Here is a 17,913-nt window from a genome sequence, read left to right as displayed (position 1 = left end):
ATTCAGCATTATGCTTAGTCAGTAATTTTCGATTTTAACTTCAACCTACATCCACCATAATCTTTATGTACTCTTCTGATTTTTTTCTCATGATCTGAAGCCCTTCCTGCATGTGCTCAAGATCAAACCTGTGAGTGATGAGCATTGCGGGAGAAAAAGCCTGCTCACTCTTATGCCAAGTCGCAATTCGCTCTAATGCATAAGCCCAGTCGTCAGGATACGAAGAATTCCATGTCCCCATCAAGGTCATCTGGTTTCTCAATATCTTCCAGTAAACATTCCTAGGAAGTTCCATGTCTGAAGCAGGATTGCCAACAAGCATAACCTTTCCAAGTGGAGCCGTCAGGTTAACTGCCTGAGCGTAGCTCTCGGACCTTCCGATACACTCAAGATAGTAGTCAGCACCTTTTCCTTCCGTTTTTTCATTAATGAAAAATGAAGGCTCACCATATCTCACATCGCAGAAATGGTCATCGCTATACCCAATCTGCTTTATCATCTCTTTTTGAACATTCTTGTTTCCTATGAAAAAGACATTTCGACAGCCCGCATCTTTTAGAAGCATAGCCACCAGAAGTCCAATGGTGCCAAGACCGCAGACAACAATATTTTTCTCAGTCGCCGCTTCAAGTCCCTCTCCGACAAGTCCTATTCTTCTCAGCGCGTGCACTGCAACGCACATGGGTTCAAGCATGGCAGCCTCGTCATCCGTCACTTGGTCAGGGATGGGTAAAAGATTCCACAAAGGGGCGCATACATACTCGCCAAATCCACCATCAGAACGGGATCCCAGGTAATTATAGTTTTCACACATCTCATAATGCTGAGACTTGCACTGCCTGCAATTCATACAGGGAATCAGCGGAAAAACTCCAACTCTTTTACCCACAATTTCAGGATTATCGTCACACTTTTCCACAATTCCCATGAATTCATGCCCCGGAACAATTGGCATATTGTGGGCACCGGTCTTAAAAATGCGTGGAACGTCAGACCCACAAATTCCACACTTGCGCACCTTGATAAGCGCCTCGCCCGCCTTGGGCCTGGGGGCAGTGACTTCAGTGTATTTTAGATTGTCTATCCCATATAAGACTTGCGCTTTCATAGATAGTTTTCCCTCATAATCTCTTCTGCTCTGTCAAGATCCACCTGAGTTGTCACCTTGAAGTTCCTCTGATCACCCGGAATCATGGCAACGTCCATCCCCGCCATTACAGCAGGTTCTGTGGAGCCCTTTATCATTCTGATCTTATCGGGCAAAAGAGCTTCATTCGCCTCTAAATACTTCTTATAATTAAAAGCTTCCGGCGCCTGCCCGGCAAAAATAGTATTGCGGTTAAGCAGCTCGTCCACCCGAGCCCCTGTCCTGCTGAAATACACAGTATCATTCATAGGAAGAACAGGCATCGCACCATCATGGCTATCAAGCGCCTTAAAGCACTCCTCTATCATCTCTTCTGTAACAAAAGGTCTTGCAGCGTCATGGATAATAATATTATCGGTCATATCACCAAGTCCCATTTGCTCTATCTCTTTTAACGCATTATAAATAGAAAGCTGCCTGTTATCTCCCGGGTCAGAAAATCCCAGGATTTTCTCACTTATCTGCGGATCATCCGCGACGGCATCTTCAATCCTGTCACGCCACTCCTCAGCGGCCACGATCAGAATGTTATTAACGTACACAGATCTGCCAAAGGGCGCCATGCTATGCATGATCATCATCTGTCCAGACAACTCCACAAACTGCTTTGGTACTTCCGATCCAATCCTGCTGCCAATCCCGCCGGCAAGAATAATTGCAATATTCATAGGCACCTCGCTTTCTTATATACTTTTATATACTTACATTTCAATTATATACTCTTATATACTTCTTAGTAAGAAATCTGCTTAATATCGTTAATTAATCAACACTTTCTTTCAAATACTCTTCTACATTTTGATACTTTATTCCGTCAACTACTGCATTTTCACCACGGTACAAAACTGTCCTTGAGATAATTTCACCATAGTTAAATTCTATCTCTTTACATTTTTCTTCATCTATCAAGTGTTTGTACTGTTCCTCAACTATCTTGTCACTGTGCTTGATCTCATACAATTCGCAGGTTAGATTATCCTCATCATAAATGACCATATCAATCTCTCCAATGCTGAATAACAGTTTAAATACTCGTTTCTTCCTGGATTGCCTCTTCCTGGTTTCTAAAAGCACTATATCTTCCAGCATCCTGCCTCTTACCTCTCTAAGTATTCCCTCACAGATTTCCTGCCTTTCCTTTATAGGGTACTTAGAGAAAATCTCGTCTTTCATGAGAACGTGCACAAGTGCCTCTGCCTGGCAGTATCTCATTCCCGGCTGAGTAAAGATGATCTGTTCTTTAGGCTCTTTTACCCCAATTTGCTCCGTAGGGCAATTCACAATGAGATCCAGTAAATGAAGATACGACTTTATCTCTTCTACATGCTCCCTAGTTATCTCAACCGTCATATCTTTTTTATTTCTAATATCGAGTATCTTCTGAAGTCTATTAGTTATTTCTTTACAATCAACTTTTTCAAGTATGCTTTCTCTGGACTGGAGCATTGCCTTTTTGCGTTCAAGCTGTCTTGCAGTGCCCAAATCATGTGATACAAAATCCTTAGTGAGGACCGAGATCAAAAATCTGTGATTCATATCCTCTATGATCCTGTTGATCGCACCAGTTAATTCACCTGCTTCATATAATTCCTCAAGATGCATGAAATGACCACCATATTGATAGTTTGCCAGACTATGCTGAATATTTCTGGCTATTGCAGTATCAATATAGCGCCTGGTTGATTCATCGTCGCGAAAAGAAATGCTTTCATCCAGTAACTCTTCGGCATCAAAATTTTTTTCCCCCATCATGAATGTGCCGCCATAACGAATGTATTCGTCCACATCATTGATTCCAAGAAGCCTCGAATACTCCTTGAATGGAATAAATGTAGTATGAATTGTGTAGGCTCTATCATAAAGCTCATCACCAGTACTAAGCAGAAATCCAAGAGAATCTGTACCTGAGAGTACTATCTTCATGCCCATTGATGCATAAACATCAGAGAAAAGTGACGCTGAATCGATGAATTCACCAAGAAGTGTCACTTCATCAATAAACACATACTTAATCCCGGCGTTAATCATTTTCCTAAGATCATCATTAAGCTGATCCATAGTATCTGATGTCATGATCTTGATATATGCTGTTTCATCTGCCGGAAGCTCAGACATAGCCTGAAAAATAATAGTTGTTTTACCAGTTCGCCTAAGGCCGTAGATCAGACAGACTTTTCCAGGCAATCCATATTGGAGGTATTTTTTCAGAGGTGCAATGCAGTCCCTTTCTCCGTACTTTTGAGCTACAGCGCACATGTTCTTAAGCGCACTACCAGTAACAACGCGAGTTTTGTAGATCTCCATTGGCCTCAGCTTTTTAGTCTCAAAGTGAGGTGTATCCTCTGCTACAAAGCTTCCATAGTTTTCATCTTCAACCAACTGCTTAAGTTCTTCCTGAAGGTGCTTTCTCCTTTTTATCTGTGCTAAGACTATTGGCTCATCTTTGGCTTTTACATACTTATTGATCTTCTTTCCACCTTCATACCACTGAAGGTACATCCTAGGCTTACCTCTTATAACTTTGTATGTTAAGTTGCCCTTGGGCAAAGATCCTATCTCAGCAATAATTGCTTCCAGCTTGCTATCTGACATAATATATCCTCCATGTATTGAGCATAGCAAAAAGCAACCCTAAAAGCAACCCTCTTGTTATTTTATGGGGTTGCTTTTGGGGTTTGAACGTTTCCCATAAGGAGCAGCTATGGATATTTGTAGGATATTTATTGGATATTTATAAGTCACAATCAATCCATTTTTGGTTGATTCTCCATCCAATTTATATTATCATTATGCCAAACAAATTTTCTAAGGAGGACATACTAATGATGACAGTGGACGAAATGATACGTCAAAAGAACCAACTGAGATTAACTTACGCGCAGATTGCATCTCTTTCCGGCGTTCCGGTTGGTACTGTCCAAAAGGTCCTCGGAAAAATAACATCATCTCCAAGATATGACACATTACTTGCTCTTGAAAAAGTATTGAAACCCGAATCTGATTCGAATACCCTCAATGAAGATGAGCCTGCTTTTGGAGAAACAGCGCAATATAACAGCCAAACAATTATTCCTTCTGACAAAAAGCCTGGTGAATACACGCTTGACGATTATTATGCACTTCCTGACGATCAGAGAGTAGAGCTGATAGATGGAGTTTTTTATGACATGAGCACCCCATCTACCATTCATCAGATTATTTCGCTAAATATGTCTATCCAAATATCAAGTTTCATAGACAAAAATAAAGGTGACTGCATGGTATTTATAGCTCCTTGCGATGTACAATTGGACATGGACAATAAGACCATGGTCCAGCCAGACGTCATGATCATCTGCCAAAAAGATAAGATAGTTAAGAAAAATATATTTGGCTGCCCTGACTTCATTGTAGAGGTTTTATCTTCTACAACCAGAAAAAAAGACATGTCTCTCAAACTCGCAAAATATGAAAATGCCGGCGTGAAAGAATACTGGATGGTAGATCCGGACAAACTTAAGATCATAGTTTATGACTTCGCCCACGACTTTGATGTATCCATTTATGGTTTCGAGGACAAAGTGCCAGTAGGATTATATGACGGAAAACTCCAGATTGATTTCAAGCCTATTTTGGATGAGATAGAATTTTTGTTGTGAAAAATACTGGCGAAAAAAATTTGCTTCATATCAAGCCCGGAGGGTTTCCTATCATTATGCTCCCCAGTTAAACCACAGCATATATGCGAGGACAAAATAGAAAGAAATGCTCCCAAGGCTGAGGCTATGGAGAAGCTCGTGAAGGAACTTATCGGTGACAGACTACTAGAACTTAGCAGGTATGTTGTCATGGATATCTTGAACAAGACAATGATCATAGATAAAACAGCACTTACCGGTGCTGGATACACACTGGTAACTCATTAAAAGGTGGGTCAATTCACAGTGTAAAAATCGAGATTTATAAATAAAACTGACCCGCCCTCAAAATTGCACTGGCGGATCTAGGGGTGGGTCAGATTCAAGTGTTGTAAAAGTGGGTCAATTTTACTTGACATTCAACATCCCTGAAGTATGATTTCTTTCAACCATTTCCGAAAGCCCTTGCTCATATATTGGGATAATTCCCTTCTTTAACTTTTCAATCTTTTCTTCATTTACATCCACGCACCACACAGTGTTTCCCATCTCTGCAAAGAATGTTCCTGTAACAAGGACAACATAGCCTGTTCCAATTACTGCTACCCTCATAAGTTGCTGCCCTTCTTTATTAATATAAAAACTTCCCACATTGTAAAAAGTGCGGGAAGTTTAATAATCGAATTATCTCAGCCAATCTTTCTAATCAAATATTAAATTGCACACTGCATGCTGGCTTTTTCTTTTTACAGGGATGCTCTTTCATTTCACGGAACAATCTCTGTTCCTCAGCCTCTCTTTCCTCAGGTGACATCGAAAAAACACAATCAGGAATAATATTTCTATCATCTTCATATACTGATTCATATTCGTTATACTTATTCATCTATTGTCACCTCCTTATAGTTAATATCGAACTTCTCCATGCAAAACTTTATTGCTTTTTCTCTAGATTCACTTTCATTATATCCAAGCGATCTATATGATTCAACTTTTAACTCAAAATATAATTTATCAATTTCCTCATTACTGTTATATAGATATAATTTACCATTATGCCCAATAACTATTCCTAAATTATAACCATATATATAATTCGAATTAAAATCCTCAATACTTGGCGGTAATCCTGCTGGATGCGAATGAATGGTTACTAATCCAGAATGCATCTTTAAGAAATTTACAATGTTATGTGGATAAATTACTCTGGATTCCTCTATCGAATCCGTAACTTGAGCTACAACTTCAACGCTTTCCGCATCTATCCAATACATATCTTCATAGTTTGTCCCGCTTCTATGAAATAGCATCTTTTTTGCCAAGTTATACAATAGCTTATTTAATTCCGGTGAATCAGATATTTGGTCGAACTTCTTTCTAAATTCTCCGCCAGATATATAGGTATGATCAATACATGTATCCTTGCATCTGCCATACCTTTGTTCTTCTTGTTCATTATTCATTAGCAAATAATCCTTTCAAAATTCTAATTCCTGTGAAAAAGGCATATGCAGAAAACATTGCCATTTCCGAATGGATAAGACTCTGCGCGAAGCGCAACTTTGAAAGGATATCATATTACTTTATTTTTATCAAGTATAGAAAAGCTATCATAATATGATTATTGAATAAAAAAGTAAATTCCACATTAGGTACTTTTATTATGCAATAAACACCCCATCTACGATTCATCAGATAATATCACTGAACATGCCCATTCAGATAAAAAAATTCATCGATAAAAATAAGGGCAACTGCATGGTTTTTATAGCTCCATGTGATGTGCAATTAGATATGGATGATAAGACCATGGTCCAGCCAGACGTCATGATCATCTGCCAAAAAGATAAGATAGTTAAGAAAAATATATTTGGATGCCCGGACTTTATTGTAGAGGTTTTATCTTCTACAACCAGAAAAAAAGACATGTCTCTCAAACTCGTAAAATATGAAAATGCCGGTGTAAAAGAATATTGGATGGTAGATCCGGACAAACTTAAGATCATAGTTTATGACTTCGCCCACGACTTTGATGTATCCATTTATGGTTTCGAGGACAAAGTGCCAGTAGGATTATATGACGGAAAACTCCAAATTGATTTCAAGCCTATTTTGGATGAGATAGAGTTTTTGTTGTGAAAAATACTGGAGAAAAAAAATTTGCTTCATATCAAGCCCGGAGGGTTTCCTATCATTTCTCTTTTGGCATTTTCCACTTTTTTCCGGACTTCTGCCTTACTTTTGCCATAAACAGCTCTGTACACTGCTTTACCGCTTTCATCCCGGCTTTTCTATATAACGAGCTTCATAACGTCCGTCTTTCCTTTTCGGTTCGAGCCATAAAACATGATCCTTATACATATAGCTTGCATTCTGTGTGAACTACATTCAGTCTTTCTGCATTTTTAATGAAGTAGAGGGTTTCCAACGTCTCCCCCATATACCCGATATAACGATCCGACCTGTCACTTCCCTTTGGAACCGACAACTCTTCAGTTCTTTCAAGAATCGGGAAAAGCCACTCACAATACTCTCTAAGAACTGGCTTCTTAGCCAAAATAACATTGTAGTTATAGAGATACTGTTGCTCTAATACCAGCGGAAAGTATTCTGCATACTCCGGTTGCATTTCCCTTAGCGCTGTCAGCAATGCATTCCAATCAACCTCTTTTAGATACCGCTCATGATGCGCATGGATATTCGGCTCATACGGCATCGGATATGGCAACACAACATCCACGTCATTGTCCGGTAATCTCAAAAGATCATCATATGAAAACACAAGCATCCGCCTGTACTGAGCCAATCCATAATACTGCCCTTCTTCACCCTCTGGAATTCCAGTCTTGCAAAGCTTATTCTTCCATACCCAATACAACGCTGATAACTCAGAATAATTAACGTTCTTCTCTGAAATGTTCTCACCTTTATTATCCGTAATATCTGCGATTCTTATGTCGGTCAAAGCTGCACCTGCCTGTATCGGATACACATATTCAGGCAGTTTAGGGCAATTCTTAAGAGGTCTATCTACATGCGACTTAGCCATATACATCCTTGTGAACGGTCTATTATAGCCAACCGGTAAAGCAGATAATGGAAGGAAACGATCTAGCCTTATATGAAACATCTTCATCAACTCGCCCCATCGTTCAGAATCTAAACGACTATAATGCTTGAAACCATAATTTTCCAATATTTCCTCTATTTCAGGTTGTACATTTTCTGGAGTTGCAATGATTACCTCAAGTCCAGCCTTATCTTCCCTGGATATTGAAGAAGAAAACTCCGATAGTTCTCTTACGGGTATATTTCCTAATACAGGTGCATTATTTCCAATTTTAGACACTATAAAATACGGGATAACCCTCTTAGGATATAAAGTTCGTAGTGCTTCATAAGCACCCAGTGCATAACCTTGTGCCCCAAAAATTGCAAGCTGCATTCATCTTTTCCTTTCTATTTATAGTGTGCTCCTCTATCCCAACTTATATCAGGGTTAGTCAGGATATTATAATCTCCACCCAAATCACCGATATCATCTGCTCTTAGCCCCATAGTCCACAGCGTATATATAAGTGCTTGTTGATCGCGCCTTGCACTCCTCATATACTCCTCATACCAGTTCTTATATACCTCTACTGACATAGGATTATGAATATCCGTCACTATCATCCCGCATTCAAACATTCCGAAATGCCTTGGCAGTCCAACGTCAATATACCTAGCAATATCCTGTACAAGAATTTCCTTATCCACTGCTCCAAGCCATACAAGGAATATTCCTTCTGAGTAGATGCAGTCACGCTCCCTGTGCCTGTGTATTGCAATCCCAGTTTTCCCTACCTTCTTAACATAGTGAATTATCGGCTTTATTATCTGTATGGAGCCGTCCAAATAGATTGTGTAATCATATTCCGGAAATAGCAGATATGGATGTAGCTTACAGTATCTGTTCTTATCCTTGGGAGACATATTTATATCGGGCACTACTTCGTCAATATCTACCCAGTTGTATGCCTTCCCCGCCATAGCAGAATCATCCGATATCATGTAATAATCTGTTTCGTTTTCTATTGTAAGAGGTTCCCTAACATGATCGTATCCACCCGCAACGCATGTATATACTGCTATTTTCATTATTTATGAACCCCTCCATGCTCTACTGAATAATCAGTCAACTCCTTATATTTTTTATAAAGTGCCTCCCCATAGAATGATTCTATGACATCATCCATGAGTGCAAGTTCGCGTAACGTCACAGTGTGAAGATGATCATTCACAGCCAGCATTTTCTGAATTTCTAAATCATAAGGATCATCAACCAATATGAAGATTATTTTCGGACTTTCTGTCTTTATCAAATCTTCCTTATGTATTCCCTTCATTCCCGGCAATATTATTGAATCAACCTTGCTATCATCTCCATCACAATAATATTTTGCAGAAAGTCCAAGCATGTCCGGTATAACCTTATAAAGGCGCTTTCCAAGATATCCGAGACCGTATGTACATATATCCCAATTTTCATTTTTTGCATGCTTAATTATTTCATGATCCATTTTTAATCCATCTTTATCTGCTTTTTATATTTCTCATAATGCCGCCACCATAAATATTCTCTTATGAACTCAGGGAAATCCATATAATCTCCAAGCTTTTTTCCGGTCTTCCTCACATCATCTTCATCCCATATGATCCCAAGGAGTTTTCTGACGCATGGATACACACATTTTTCATGGGCATCCATCCTCTTATTGCAGATTAGCTCTTTGGGGTTTATCCCAAGAATTAATAAAACCTCTCTGGCTATATATTCCATGACAACATTGGTTGGATGGCCCGGATCATAAAACAACTTGTCTTTCCTGTAATTCTCCTCAATAAAATCCGCAATCTTAATATCCCATAGTGCCTCTCTGGTTCTTACCTTATTCATGCTGCTTTCATAATTAGCGATCACTTCCTCTTTAGGGATTGCCATATCTCCCATACAGAAACTGATAATCTCGTCAATATTCATTCCCTTATTAACGCAGTCCTCTATTACCCTGTCACCATACAGAAAGATTCCATCTGTATCTGTTCCTCCATTTAGAGCCTCATTGCCATTATCATTAAGTGTAATCACCTGTGGAAAGAACATCCTGCTTATCCCATACAAATGAGGAATCTTGATCTCACGAACTGCTTCCCCTAAATTTCTTCTTATATACTCGTCTGACACCTCATAACCAAATGAGTTGTTATTCCGTATATCCTCGTGAACCCATATATCGACATTTTCGAAAATTTCTGGCTCTGTTCTAAATTCCTTCGTTGATGATATAAGTAAAGGATATGGGTATATCGAATATTTATGAGTAAATTCTCGTGAAGACAACAGGTACTCTCTAAGTATTTCCATGTGACAGTTACCGTGAAGAAGAACTATATCCTTAATAAACCATTCATAATATGCAAAATTAACAAATTCCACCAGTCCTCGCTCCCTAAGCTCACTGGCAATCGTAGGATACAGATCCATGTTCGTTGCGACCACAAGTAGCATTTCTTTATCCGGCATAAAATCCACACCATACACAGGCTTACCACGAAAGGTATTACCACCATTCCTGTCTATGTAGCAGACAATATCTATCCCTGAAAGTTGGAACATATAGGTGCATCTCGCACCATGAATACCTGTTCCACGTACCACTACACCATTTTTTATCTTTTCTGCAATATCCTTGTTCATTCTAAGAGACATTCATCCATCCTCACATTCCCCAAACCACATCCTCAATAGATACAATAGGACAGGTTAACTTCTCATTAAGGGATTCATATATCTCTTTATAAAGCTCAGGCAAGGCAATTACGCACACATCTGTAGTTGGTAAATCTGCATCTGGCCTGTAACATTCCATTTCAAGGAAAAGGTTGTCAGCATTACGATCAATGCCGTAGTCCACTTCTACTCCACTGTCCTTCAACTCAGAGATAATGGCGTGAGCAATGTCGTTCATCCCATACACTGCAATATGACGATAACCTTTCTTATTAAAATAATCATCAAGCTTCTTACCCGCTTGATGCACCTTGACCCACTGCAGACAGACTTGATAATAATCCGAGAATTTATCCCCATTCTTCTCGATTTTCTCACAATGAAGGTCGTACTGCTTCCCGACCCACTTACTGCCAAAAATCACCCCAAAACAAAATCCCACTGCTATTCCAAACATTCCTGCAACTGTTTTTTTCATGACCTGCCTCCATACTTTTTATCAACTACAAGCCTTGCATAGTTGGAAAGCCCAATTCCAATAAAACCCGCTTCTTTAACGCTTTCAAATATAATTTCAATGTCTTCATATAATTTATCTATCTGCCCCTTGTTCTTGAAAGTGGGGCTTCCTCCTGGCATAAGCTCCGAGGAATGTATCATAAACTCAATATAATCTGTGCCGCATTCTTTCAGATAATGAATCATCCCAAGCATAGTCTCGCAATTATGTCCATTAGGACGGAACCACGCTGGTACTGTCCCTTTCCCTCTGTTGATCACAGTAACAGGAATTTCAACAAGATGCCTTTCCTTTACTCCGGAACAGATAATCTCCGGCGTTCCTTTCCATGAACTCCAATCAGTGCCTTTGCTTCTAATGCTCCAACCTGGTTGCCCTTCCCAAGATATGCCAGGCGTGCATGTGCAGTCGGCAACATATCCAAGGTCACACAGAACTTCTGCTATGCGTTTGTCGAAGCTCCACCTACCTCCCCTATGGGAAGTGATGTCGCAGTCAAATGCTTCCTCAAGTAGTGATGTCAACCTCCTAAGCTTCTCCCTGATGACAAGTTTAGGATATTCCGTCAAGTACGGCTTACCCCTATGGGCAGGCGATTTCACAAGAGGATAATAAGGCGGCTGATTCCATGCGTGTTCATGTGCACCTACTTCAAGTGTCATTTTCGCTAAACCTTCCCTTGCAAATTCCCTATAGCCCCCATCATGCGCCATCTCATAATTGGTCAGGTAGGTTGGAACGAAACCATACTTTTCACATAAAGCTTGAAACCTTGGAAGGAATCTGGCATTTTCAGTCGTTATCTCTGCCTTGATATCTGTTACCCCCCACAGGTTATCTCCCTCGGTGTCAATTGTTATTATGAAATATTTCTTCACAGCCAATCCTCTCTGATGCATAGCGCGCAGTGCGATTCCTCAAAAGCCAACACGTACTCATTCTTTGCAATCTCCTCATACTGCTTCCGTCTTGTGACTATTATAAGGAAGCTCTCATTGGGGGAGTAATCTTTAATAGCTTCCGGTCCACATATCCCTTGATTCTGATAAGGCACACTGTCTATAAGACACGAAGGCTTAATTCCATACACTGACATAAGCTGCCTGACAACATATCTTCCCCAATTGCCCATGCCCCATACGACCACTTTTCTTCCATTTGCAGCATCTTTTATAAGTGGCAGATTATGCTCCACGCACTCATAGTCTCTCTTCTGGAAAATAATCTTCGGTGCATAAGTTCTTACTTCACCGCCAAAGCTCCTCTTGAAATCAGATATGTTGGTAAGACTCACATCATCACCAATATACAATCCTCCAAAATCGAACCCTGTAAACCCCATTTCTCTAAGGTGGCACATAGCTTTATAATGCAGAAAGCTATTTGCTCTTCCTATCAGTGCTGACTTATCACTGTAACTGCGGAAATGGGACGCTCCAAAGGCAAAAGTGGATACTTTGTCCTCAAAATCCAAGATATATCCGTTCTGAACCAATTTTTCTCCATTCCTGTCACGGGCAGTGGCAAGCAGAAAACATCCGGCTTTGGCAGCTGCACTGAACCTTTCTATATCAAACTCAGCCAGTCCTTTGGTATGAGCAAATTCATTGTAAAATCTATTTAGGCTCTCCATTTGAATTACGTCAGGATACTGATCCATTTCTACAATAATTCCATCATTATCCCTCGCTCGCCTGACCTTGTATTTTCTGTTCTTATGAAAGCCGTCAAGGATTACCTTCTCCTCCGGAGTAATGTCAATCATTAAAGAATAATTTGTGCTATTCCAATCCGAACCTTTAGACATATAGATAAGCCCATTCCCATACCTCTCATTAATCCTGTCATCAAGTTCTCCAGCATAGAATATAGACAATTCATCGCAAGATGCCGCTTCCTGCTCAAATTCAGTTAGCTCCATCTTTTCAATAAAATATATATGCCTCACTTTACGTCCACCGGACTTATAGTCATACTCAATCATTTTGTGTTCCGTCCATAACATATATGTTTGTATACTTGCTCCAAAAGTCGTTGTATATCTTCCTTACTAGCCGGAATCTTCCGTTCCTAACAACTTCCTTATGCAAAACAACCCCACTATACATAAGGATTATTCTTCTTGGATTTCTGGTATAACTTGCCTCAATATTTGCAATAACCTTCCTGAAAGTCTCTCCACCAAACGGATTATTCATGTTGAATATAGTGTAGTAATCAATCTCTGTCGTAATCTTGGCAGCATCCTTATTGAATAACTCACAGTTTTCAATATTGCATTTTTCCAGATTGAGTTTGGCGATATCACATAATCTTTTGTCATATTCAACTCCCCCAATCTTCGCAGCACCATTCTGCGCGAACATTATCAAGGCTCCCGCCTTCCCATACCCGAAATCAAACATGTTTTCGCCTTCAAGACAAAGATTATCGAGCACATCTACAAGTGCATAATCGCAACCATATGAATAAAACACATTATCCCCAACAGCATTATCAACCATTGCACTTATATCAGTTCCATAAGCATAATCAAGCCAATCATAATATGAAACCTTGCTATCATAACCTTCCCCAAGACTCTTTCTAAGCCAGACATATGTAACACCTTCAATGTACCCATATTTTTGTAATCTAAGATTAACCTCTGTTTCCTCTTGAAAATCACATATAACAAAACAGTCATCAGCAGAAAGCTCATCCAATATAACTGATTGGAATACATGCATCTCTGACGGAAAATTTACTTTGTCATCAATAATCACATCAATAATTCGATTCATCCGACGAAAATAATGTGAAAGAAATTTTCCACTGAGTCCGTATCCCCACAGAACGATTCTTCTTCCGTTGGCCATTTTCAATATATTCTTTATTCTCCTGTCAAATTCAACCCACAGACCACCCATAATTCACCGTTACCTATCGTTCCAATACAATTCCTACACCTTGACATCTATACAATTTCTATTCAAAAAAATCATTCAACAGTCTCATCCCATATCACGCGATCCCACAACTCCATGACATTAGTCCTACTGTAATATTTCGCCCTTTTAATTGATCTTGCGCGATAGCGTGCATTAAGATCCTGATTAGAAAGCATTTCATACATAGCCATTCCAAGAGTCTTCTCTTCCGGCGTAATTTTCTCACTCACTTCGCTACTTCTCTGAATCCTTGGTGTCATCACCCCGTATTCACAATACACAGTCTCTGTTATATGCTTGCTTTTCCCCAATATTTCACCACAACCACCTGGAGAATCTGTTGATATTACAGGAACCCCGTAAGCCATGGCTTCCACCATTGCATTAGGAAATCCCTCCGCCTTTGATGCCATGACAAAACAGCACGCATTTGCAAGATACACTCCTACATCCTTCTGAAATCCAGCAAAGATCACTACTTCATCAAGCCCGAATTCATGTCTCAGTGCCTTCATATAATTCATCTGTCGTCCATCTCCGACAAATATCAGTCTCCCCTGTGGAAACATATTATGCGTTACAGAGAACGCCCTTAGCACAGAGTCAAATTGTTTTACCGGATCCATCCGTCCAACACATACCACCGTCTTATCTCCGTATAGCCACTCTATATCCTCACGGAAATCATCGTCCTCAAATCTTCGACGTTCAGCAGCATTTGGAATGATTACAATGTTATTTTTTTTAATGCCGTAATTTAAGGCAAGATCTTCCTTTACTCCACTGCTGACCGCAACAATCTTATCAGCAAACGGGTATATCTTTCCAAGAAGACGCCTGTCATACAGAAAGACTCCATCATATTCCCTTCTCTCGGATAGGACTGTCCTAATACTAATAATCACCTTCTCGTCTTTCTGTTTTGACAAAATGTTCAGTACATTACACCCCTCCATGAAGGATATACAGGCATCTATGCGGTACTTTTGTTTGAATCTCTTAAGGCTTCTAGCAGCAAACATCATCTCCCTAAAATTGTTAATGACATCAGATCCGACAAATGGATAATTAATATGTGTCTTAATAATCTCACCGTCTATATCGAAGAAAGATCGTCCGCTGTTAGCAAGGAGGAAATAATATACTTTATCACACTTGTGGAACAGATGCTTTCCAAGCTCCGCTGCAGCTCTTTCAGCGCCACCAGTGGTTAATGTAGGAATCAGGATTGCAATATTCATATGACCACCTTATCCCCAAGTATTCTGTCATACTCTTCCGGAACAAACTTGATACATCCACTCCATGTATAGAATGTAATCTCTCCAAAATACACTATTCCATCATGAAGATAGAAATCAACTCTGGCTTGTGGTAATCCAGCTGCAAGAATCTTAGAATATTCAACTATCTCATCCCATTTATCAGGTCTCTCCCATTTAATATCTGAATTTTTGTAGAAAGCCCAGAATGGAACACGTTTAAAGTTAATGTCATAATGGTCATTGGTTCTGGCATCAAAAGATGCGTGAGCTATGCCTCTACATATAGTCACAAATTCTACTTTACCGCCTATTACCGTTACCTTATATTCAACGGAATCAGGTTTGCCAAGAGAATCCATATACTTTTCAGCAATGATACGCGGTTTAACATCTTTGTATGGCCATTCCCTGTCCCCCCAGAAAGGATTAATGCTTAAACAGGTTTCCAAAACATTCTTAGCTTTCTCTTTGTCAAACTCTTTTTTATTTCTACAAACAACCATCCCTCCACTATCATGAGTACATTTCAACACAAAACTCTCTGGTAGTTTGTCAAAATCAATATCATCAAACCTATCCCACACTCCGTATAAAGGTGCTACATGCTCAGTACCTATTTTATTACTGACATACTCTTTCACAGCATACTTATCTACCATGGTTGTATATACGGGCTTTCTGTCGTACAGCTTAAGCCAATTAAGTTTCTCATTGAATGTTTTAGGATTTTCAAGGTCAAGTTCATATCCCATCCTATACTTGAACCGTACTTTCAAATATGTCGCGTCCTCCATAACGCTTGGGAATTTTTTTATAAGTTCTTTATTACCAAGGCCATCAAGGTAATGAGCAAGTTCAATAGGCGCATAGTCCGACTCAAAACGGTAATATGCCTTTATCCCCATACTATCAAGCTGCTCTGCTATTTCAGCCTCGGCAGTGCCTCTAACAGAAATGAACACAAAGATATCTGGATGCTCTTTAAGATAATCAACTGAGAAGATAGGAAGGCCGTTGCATTCTCCACCCGCTTTGTTATTATCCACATAAAATTCAATATCAAATCCAGCATCCTTTAAGAGTGCATAGCACCAAGTACTTCCATAATCACCTGCACCAAAGATGCAGATGTTCTCTTTTAAATTATTTACAAGATTTATAAATAACTCTTTATCCATATTTCCTCGTATAACAACTGGGTATAGTAATCAATAGTGTGAACCTATATAATCTATAACGAGCAATTTATTCTAGCGAGCTAAATAAACATAATTAAAAAAATAAATTAATCACCAACAAGTACTCCACCTAATTATTGTTATTAACCTCAGACCTTTTACTTACGTATTTCAAAGTATCTTTGATTCTTATTGCGAAATTCCATCATTTCTTTTTCTTGCTTTGAGTAGCAGAAATGTCCGCATACACTATTCAATAACATGACTCCATAATAACCAAAGTTTATACAATGTTGCATAATTTGAAATTCATCTCCGTCTTTCCAATCACATCCATTCCCATTAATTCCATCTAATTCAAAACCACCCATCGAATTATAGAATTCTCTCGAAAACAGAATAAAACAAATTGCATGCCTACCTGAAATCAATCTATACCGCTCCATCCCATGACTTTCTGCTCTGTTATTCAGCAAATCTATATTATCTATAGACCAATAAAACATCGGAAAACGGGAATCTACTCTAATATCAGGAGAAGCTATATCTCCACCATAATATAGATTTCTACTAAATTCTTTTTTGTATTTTTCCTTCAAATCAAACTCTTCTAAAAAAATATACGAACTTGAATTTAACGGAACCATGGGGCTAACAAACCCTACCTTTAACTCTCCAAGGTCTTTCATTTTTTCAAAAAAGGCAGACATCTTCCCAAAAACATTTTTTGTGACGTAAACATCTTCATCCATCTTGAATATAAGATCTTTTTCAGTAAATTCCGCCAACATCAAATTTTGTGCATACAAGGTATTGTTAATATCGGTTGAGAAATACGACCAACCATTTATTTTGGCAATCTCTGATAATCTTACATCATAGAGTCCCGAACTAAGCAAGCAGACATCTATGTCGCACGGGCAAAACTCTCTAACACGCTGAATAGTATCCCCCCATAAAAAATCTTTATATCCTATTAGAATATATAATAATTTCCGACTAGCCGTTTTCCTGTTTTCAAACCTCGTTTTACACGAACAAAGTCTTATATATTTTTTCGTTAAATCTTCAAAATACACCGTCCTATCCCAAGCATTAAGGTATTTGCCGCCTTGAATAATCCTCCATACCGGAATACCAATTTCCTGAAGTTCACGCATTATTTGTCTACCATAAAGATATGAAAGAATAATCACAACATCATACTTATACGACTTAATATTTAAAGGATCTATTACTTTGTATCCTTTTATTTTTTTCCCCCACAACCGCTCATCTTTATCAGCAATTACTAAGATATCCCACTCCTTAGGTACATTTCCAATTACCTCACGACAGTAATTTCCAGCTCCGTATATTATTACTTTTAGACAGTTATCTTTACCCACAGTTCCCTTCTCCAAATTATTCACTACTTACTAACATATTTACTGGAATTGAAAAGTATCAAATCATAATCACCTGCTCCAAAGATGCAAACGTC

20 protein-coding genes are annotated in these 17,913 nt (G+C 39.0%); 3 read left to right on the top strand and 17 right to left on the bottom strand.

Annotation, left to right across the window (positions count from 1 at the left end; genetic code table 11):
* Positions 1-40 precede the first annotated feature (40 nt).
* The 3 genes from C4S54_RS04180 to C4S54_RS04170 all read right to left on the bottom strand — a co-directional run bounded on the left by C4S54_RS04180 (position 41) and on the right by C4S54_RS04170 (position 3,739).
* Positions 41-1,108: a galactitol-1-phosphate 5-dehydrogenase gene (locus tag C4S54_RS04180; protein WP_103868405.1), complete on the bottom strand. Its 1,068-nt coding sequence runs from the start codon at positions 1,106-1,108 to the stop codon at positions 41-43.
* Positions 1,105-1,815, bottom strand: a complete 711-nt coding sequence (locus C4S54_RS04175; RefSeq protein ID WP_103868404.1) for an IspD/TarI family cytidylyltransferase — start codon at positions 1,813-1,815, stop codon at positions 1,105-1,107. The genes C4S54_RS04180 and C4S54_RS04175 overlap by 4 nt, the downstream gene beginning before the upstream one ends.
* 94 nt (positions 1,816-1,909) lie before the next feature.
* Positions 1,910-3,739: an AAA family ATPase gene (locus tag C4S54_RS04170; protein WP_242973738.1), complete on the bottom strand. Its 1,830-nt coding sequence runs from the start codon at positions 3,737-3,739 to the stop codon at positions 1,910-1,912.
* 230 nt (positions 3,740-3,969) lie between these two features.
* Between C4S54_RS04170 and C4S54_RS04165 the strand changes: the two genes are divergently transcribed.
* Together C4S54_RS04165 and C4S54_RS16300 are read left to right on the top strand one after the other, a co-directional pair.
* A complete protein-coding gene (locus tag C4S54_RS04165) occupies positions 3,970-4,785 on the top strand; it encodes a Uma2 family endonuclease (RefSeq protein ID WP_330405580.1) in 816 nt (271 codons plus the stop codon).
* Positions 4,786-4,923: 138 nt separating this feature from the next.
* On the top strand, positions 4,924-5,052 hold the full coding sequence (locus C4S54_RS16300; protein WP_278308901.1) for a hypothetical protein: 129 nt from the start codon (positions 4,924-4,926) through the stop codon (positions 5,050-5,052).
* A gap of 120 nt (positions 5,053-5,172) precedes the next feature.
* Here C4S54_RS16300 and C4S54_RS04160 read toward each other — a convergent pair whose 3' ends face one another.
* The 3 genes from C4S54_RS04160 to C4S54_RS04150 form a co-directional block, all read right to left on the bottom strand.
* Positions 5,173-5,376 carry a hypothetical protein gene (locus tag C4S54_RS04160; protein ID WP_278308900.1) on the bottom strand — a complete coding sequence of 68 codons (204 nt, stop codon included), beginning with the start codon at positions 5,374-5,376 and terminating at the stop codon, positions 5,173-5,175.
* 94 nt (positions 5,377-5,470) lie between these two features.
* Positions 5,471-5,650, bottom strand: coding sequence for a hypothetical protein (locus C4S54_RS04155; protein ID WP_074889355.1), 180 nt, complete (start codon positions 5,648-5,650; stop codon positions 5,471-5,473).
* Positions 5,643-6,227: a hypothetical protein gene (locus C4S54_RS04150; protein WP_103868403.1), complete on the bottom strand. Its 585-nt coding sequence runs from the start codon at positions 6,225-6,227 to the stop codon at positions 5,643-5,645. The genes C4S54_RS04155 and C4S54_RS04150 overlap by 8 nt, the downstream gene beginning before the upstream one ends.
* Before the next feature lie 184 nt (positions 6,228-6,411).
* Between C4S54_RS04150 and C4S54_RS04145 the strand changes: the two genes are divergently transcribed.
* Positions 6,412-6,903: a Uma2 family endonuclease gene (locus tag C4S54_RS04145; RefSeq protein ID WP_330405582.1), complete on the top strand. Its 492-nt coding sequence runs from the start codon at positions 6,412-6,414 to the stop codon at positions 6,901-6,903.
* A gap of 214 nt (positions 6,904-7,117) precedes the next feature.
* On the opposite strand, the gene C4S54_RS04140 is transcribed toward C4S54_RS04145, so the two are convergent.
* The 11 genes from C4S54_RS04140 to C4S54_RS04090 all read right to left on the bottom strand — a co-directional run bounded on the left by C4S54_RS04140 (position 7,118) and on the right by C4S54_RS04090 (position 17,818).
* Positions 7,118-8,209, bottom strand: a complete 1,092-nt coding sequence (locus C4S54_RS04140; protein ID WP_103868401.1) for a DUF4422 domain-containing protein — start codon at positions 8,207-8,209, stop codon at positions 7,118-7,120.
* A 14-nt stretch (positions 8,210-8,223) separates the two neighbouring features.
* The gene (locus tag C4S54_RS04135; RefSeq protein WP_103868400.1) at positions 8,224-8,904 is read right to left on the bottom strand and encodes a glycosyltransferase domain-containing protein; all 681 of its coding nucleotides are present in this window, start codon (positions 8,902-8,904) and stop codon (positions 8,224-8,226) included.
* Positions 8,904-9,326, bottom strand: a complete 423-nt coding sequence (locus C4S54_RS04130; protein ID WP_103868399.1) for a hypothetical protein — start codon at positions 9,324-9,326, stop codon at positions 8,904-8,906. The genes C4S54_RS04135 and C4S54_RS04130 overlap by 1 nt, the downstream gene beginning before the upstream one ends.
* Before the next feature lie 2 nt (positions 9,327-9,328).
* Positions 9,329-10,516 carry a WcbI family polysaccharide biosynthesis putative acetyltransferase gene (locus C4S54_RS04125; RefSeq protein ID WP_103868398.1) on the bottom strand — a complete coding sequence of 396 codons (1,188 nt, stop codon included), beginning with the start codon at positions 10,514-10,516 and terminating at the stop codon, positions 9,329-9,331.
* Between the two features lie 10 nt (positions 10,517-10,526).
* Positions 10,527-11,015 carry a hypothetical protein gene (locus tag C4S54_RS04120; RefSeq protein ID WP_103868397.1) on the bottom strand — a complete coding sequence of 163 codons (489 nt, stop codon included), beginning with the start codon at positions 11,013-11,015 and terminating at the stop codon, positions 10,527-10,529.
* Complete coding sequence (locus C4S54_RS04115) at positions 11,012-11,935, bottom strand: hypothetical protein (protein ID WP_200821037.1); 924 nt, start codon at positions 11,933-11,935, stop codon at positions 11,012-11,014. Before C4S54_RS04115 ends, C4S54_RS04120 begins: the two co-directional genes overlap by 4 nt.
* Positions 11,932-13,041: a hypothetical protein gene (locus tag C4S54_RS04110; protein WP_103868395.1), complete on the bottom strand. Its 1,110-nt coding sequence runs from the start codon at positions 13,039-13,041 to the stop codon at positions 11,932-11,934. The genes C4S54_RS04115 and C4S54_RS04110 overlap by 4 nt, the downstream gene beginning before the upstream one ends.
* Positions 13,034-13,966, bottom strand: coding sequence for a hypothetical protein (locus tag C4S54_RS04105; RefSeq protein WP_103868394.1), 933 nt, complete (start codon positions 13,964-13,966; stop codon positions 13,034-13,036). The genes C4S54_RS04110 and C4S54_RS04105 overlap by 8 nt, the downstream gene beginning before the upstream one ends.
* A 71-nt stretch (positions 13,967-14,037) precedes the next feature.
* Positions 14,038-15,228, bottom strand: a complete 1,191-nt coding sequence (locus tag C4S54_RS04100) for a glycosyltransferase (protein WP_103868393.1) — start codon at positions 15,226-15,228, stop codon at positions 14,038-14,040.
* Complete coding sequence (locus tag C4S54_RS04095; protein ID WP_103868392.1) at positions 15,225-16,430, bottom strand: ATP-grasp fold amidoligase family protein; 1,206 nt, start codon at positions 16,428-16,430, stop codon at positions 15,225-15,227. The genes C4S54_RS04100 and C4S54_RS04095 overlap by 4 nt, the downstream gene beginning before the upstream one ends.
* 158 nt (positions 16,431-16,588) lie before the next feature.
* Positions 16,589-17,818, bottom strand: a complete 1,230-nt coding sequence (locus C4S54_RS04090) for a nucleoside-diphosphate sugar epimerase/dehydratase (protein ID WP_103868391.1) — start codon at positions 17,816-17,818, stop codon at positions 16,589-16,591.
* Positions 17,819-17,913: the final 95 nt, after the last annotated feature.

The sequence above is a fragment of the Butyrivibrio sp. Su6 genome (genome assembly GCF_900108105.1).
Taxonomy (GTDB): Bacteria; Bacillota; Clostridia; order Lachnospirales; family Lachnospiraceae; genus Butyrivibrio.
This window is presented reverse-complemented; position numbering and strand designations above follow the sequence as displayed.

What these genes read in the sequence shown, in the direction of transcription:
- C4S54_RS04180 (WP_103868405.1), bottom strand. Translation starts at nt 1,108, where the DNA reads ATGAAAGCGCAAGTCTTATATGGGATAGACAATCTAAAATACACTGAA.
- C4S54_RS04175 (WP_103868404.1), bottom strand. Translation starts at nt 1,815, where the DNA reads ATGAATATTGCAATTATTCTTGCCGGCGGGATTGGCAGCAGGATTGGA.
- C4S54_RS04170 (WP_242973738.1), bottom strand. Translation starts at nt 3,739, where the DNA reads ATGTCAGATAGCAAGCTGGAAGCAATTATTGCTGAGATAGGATCTTTG.
- C4S54_RS04165 (WP_330405580.1), top strand. Translation starts at nt 3,970, where the DNA reads ATGATGACAGTGGACGAAATGATACGTCAAAAGAACCAACTGAGATTA.
- C4S54_RS04160 (WP_278308900.1), bottom strand. Translation starts at nt 5,376, where the DNA reads ATGAGGGTAGCAGTAATTGGAACAGGCTATGTTGTCCTTGTTACAGGA.
- C4S54_RS04155 (WP_074889355.1), bottom strand. Translation starts at nt 5,650, where the DNA reads ATGAATAAGTATAACGAATATGAATCAGTATATGAAGATGATAGAAAT.
- C4S54_RS04150 (WP_103868403.1), bottom strand. Translation starts at nt 6,227, where the DNA reads ATGAATAATGAACAAGAAGAACAAAGGTATGGCAGATGCAAGGATACA.
- C4S54_RS04140 (WP_103868401.1), bottom strand. Translation starts at nt 8,209, where the DNA reads ATGCAGCTTGCAATTTTTGGGGCACAAGGTTATGCACTGGGTGCTTAT.
- C4S54_RS04135 (WP_103868400.1), bottom strand. Translation starts at nt 8,904, where the DNA reads ATGAAAATAGCAGTATATACATGCGTTGCGGGTGGATACGATCATGTT.
- C4S54_RS04130 (WP_103868399.1), bottom strand. Translation starts at nt 9,326, where the DNA reads ATGGATCATGAAATAATTAAGCATGCAAAAAATGAAAATTGGGATATA.
- C4S54_RS04125 (WP_103868398.1), bottom strand. Translation starts at nt 10,516, where the DNA reads ATGTCTCTTAGAATGAACAAGGATATTGCAGAAAAGATAAAAAATGGT.
- C4S54_RS04120 (WP_103868397.1), bottom strand. Translation starts at nt 11,015, where the DNA reads ATGAAAAAAACAGTTGCAGGAATGTTTGGAATAGCAGTGGGATTTTGT.
- C4S54_RS04110 (WP_103868395.1), bottom strand. Translation starts at nt 13,041, where the DNA reads ATGATTGAGTATGACTATAAGTCCGGTGGACGTAAAGTGAGGCATATA.
- C4S54_RS04105 (WP_103868394.1), bottom strand. Translation starts at nt 13,966, where the DNA reads ATGGGTGGTCTGTGGGTTGAATTTGACAGGAGAATAAAGAATATATTG.
- C4S54_RS04100 (WP_103868393.1), bottom strand. Translation starts at nt 15,228, where the DNA reads ATGAATATTGCAATCCTGATTCCTACATTAACCACTGGTGGCGCTGAA.
- C4S54_RS04095 (WP_103868392.1), bottom strand. Translation starts at nt 16,430, where the DNA reads ATGGATAAAGAGTTATTTATAAATCTTGTAAATAATTTAAAAGAGAAC.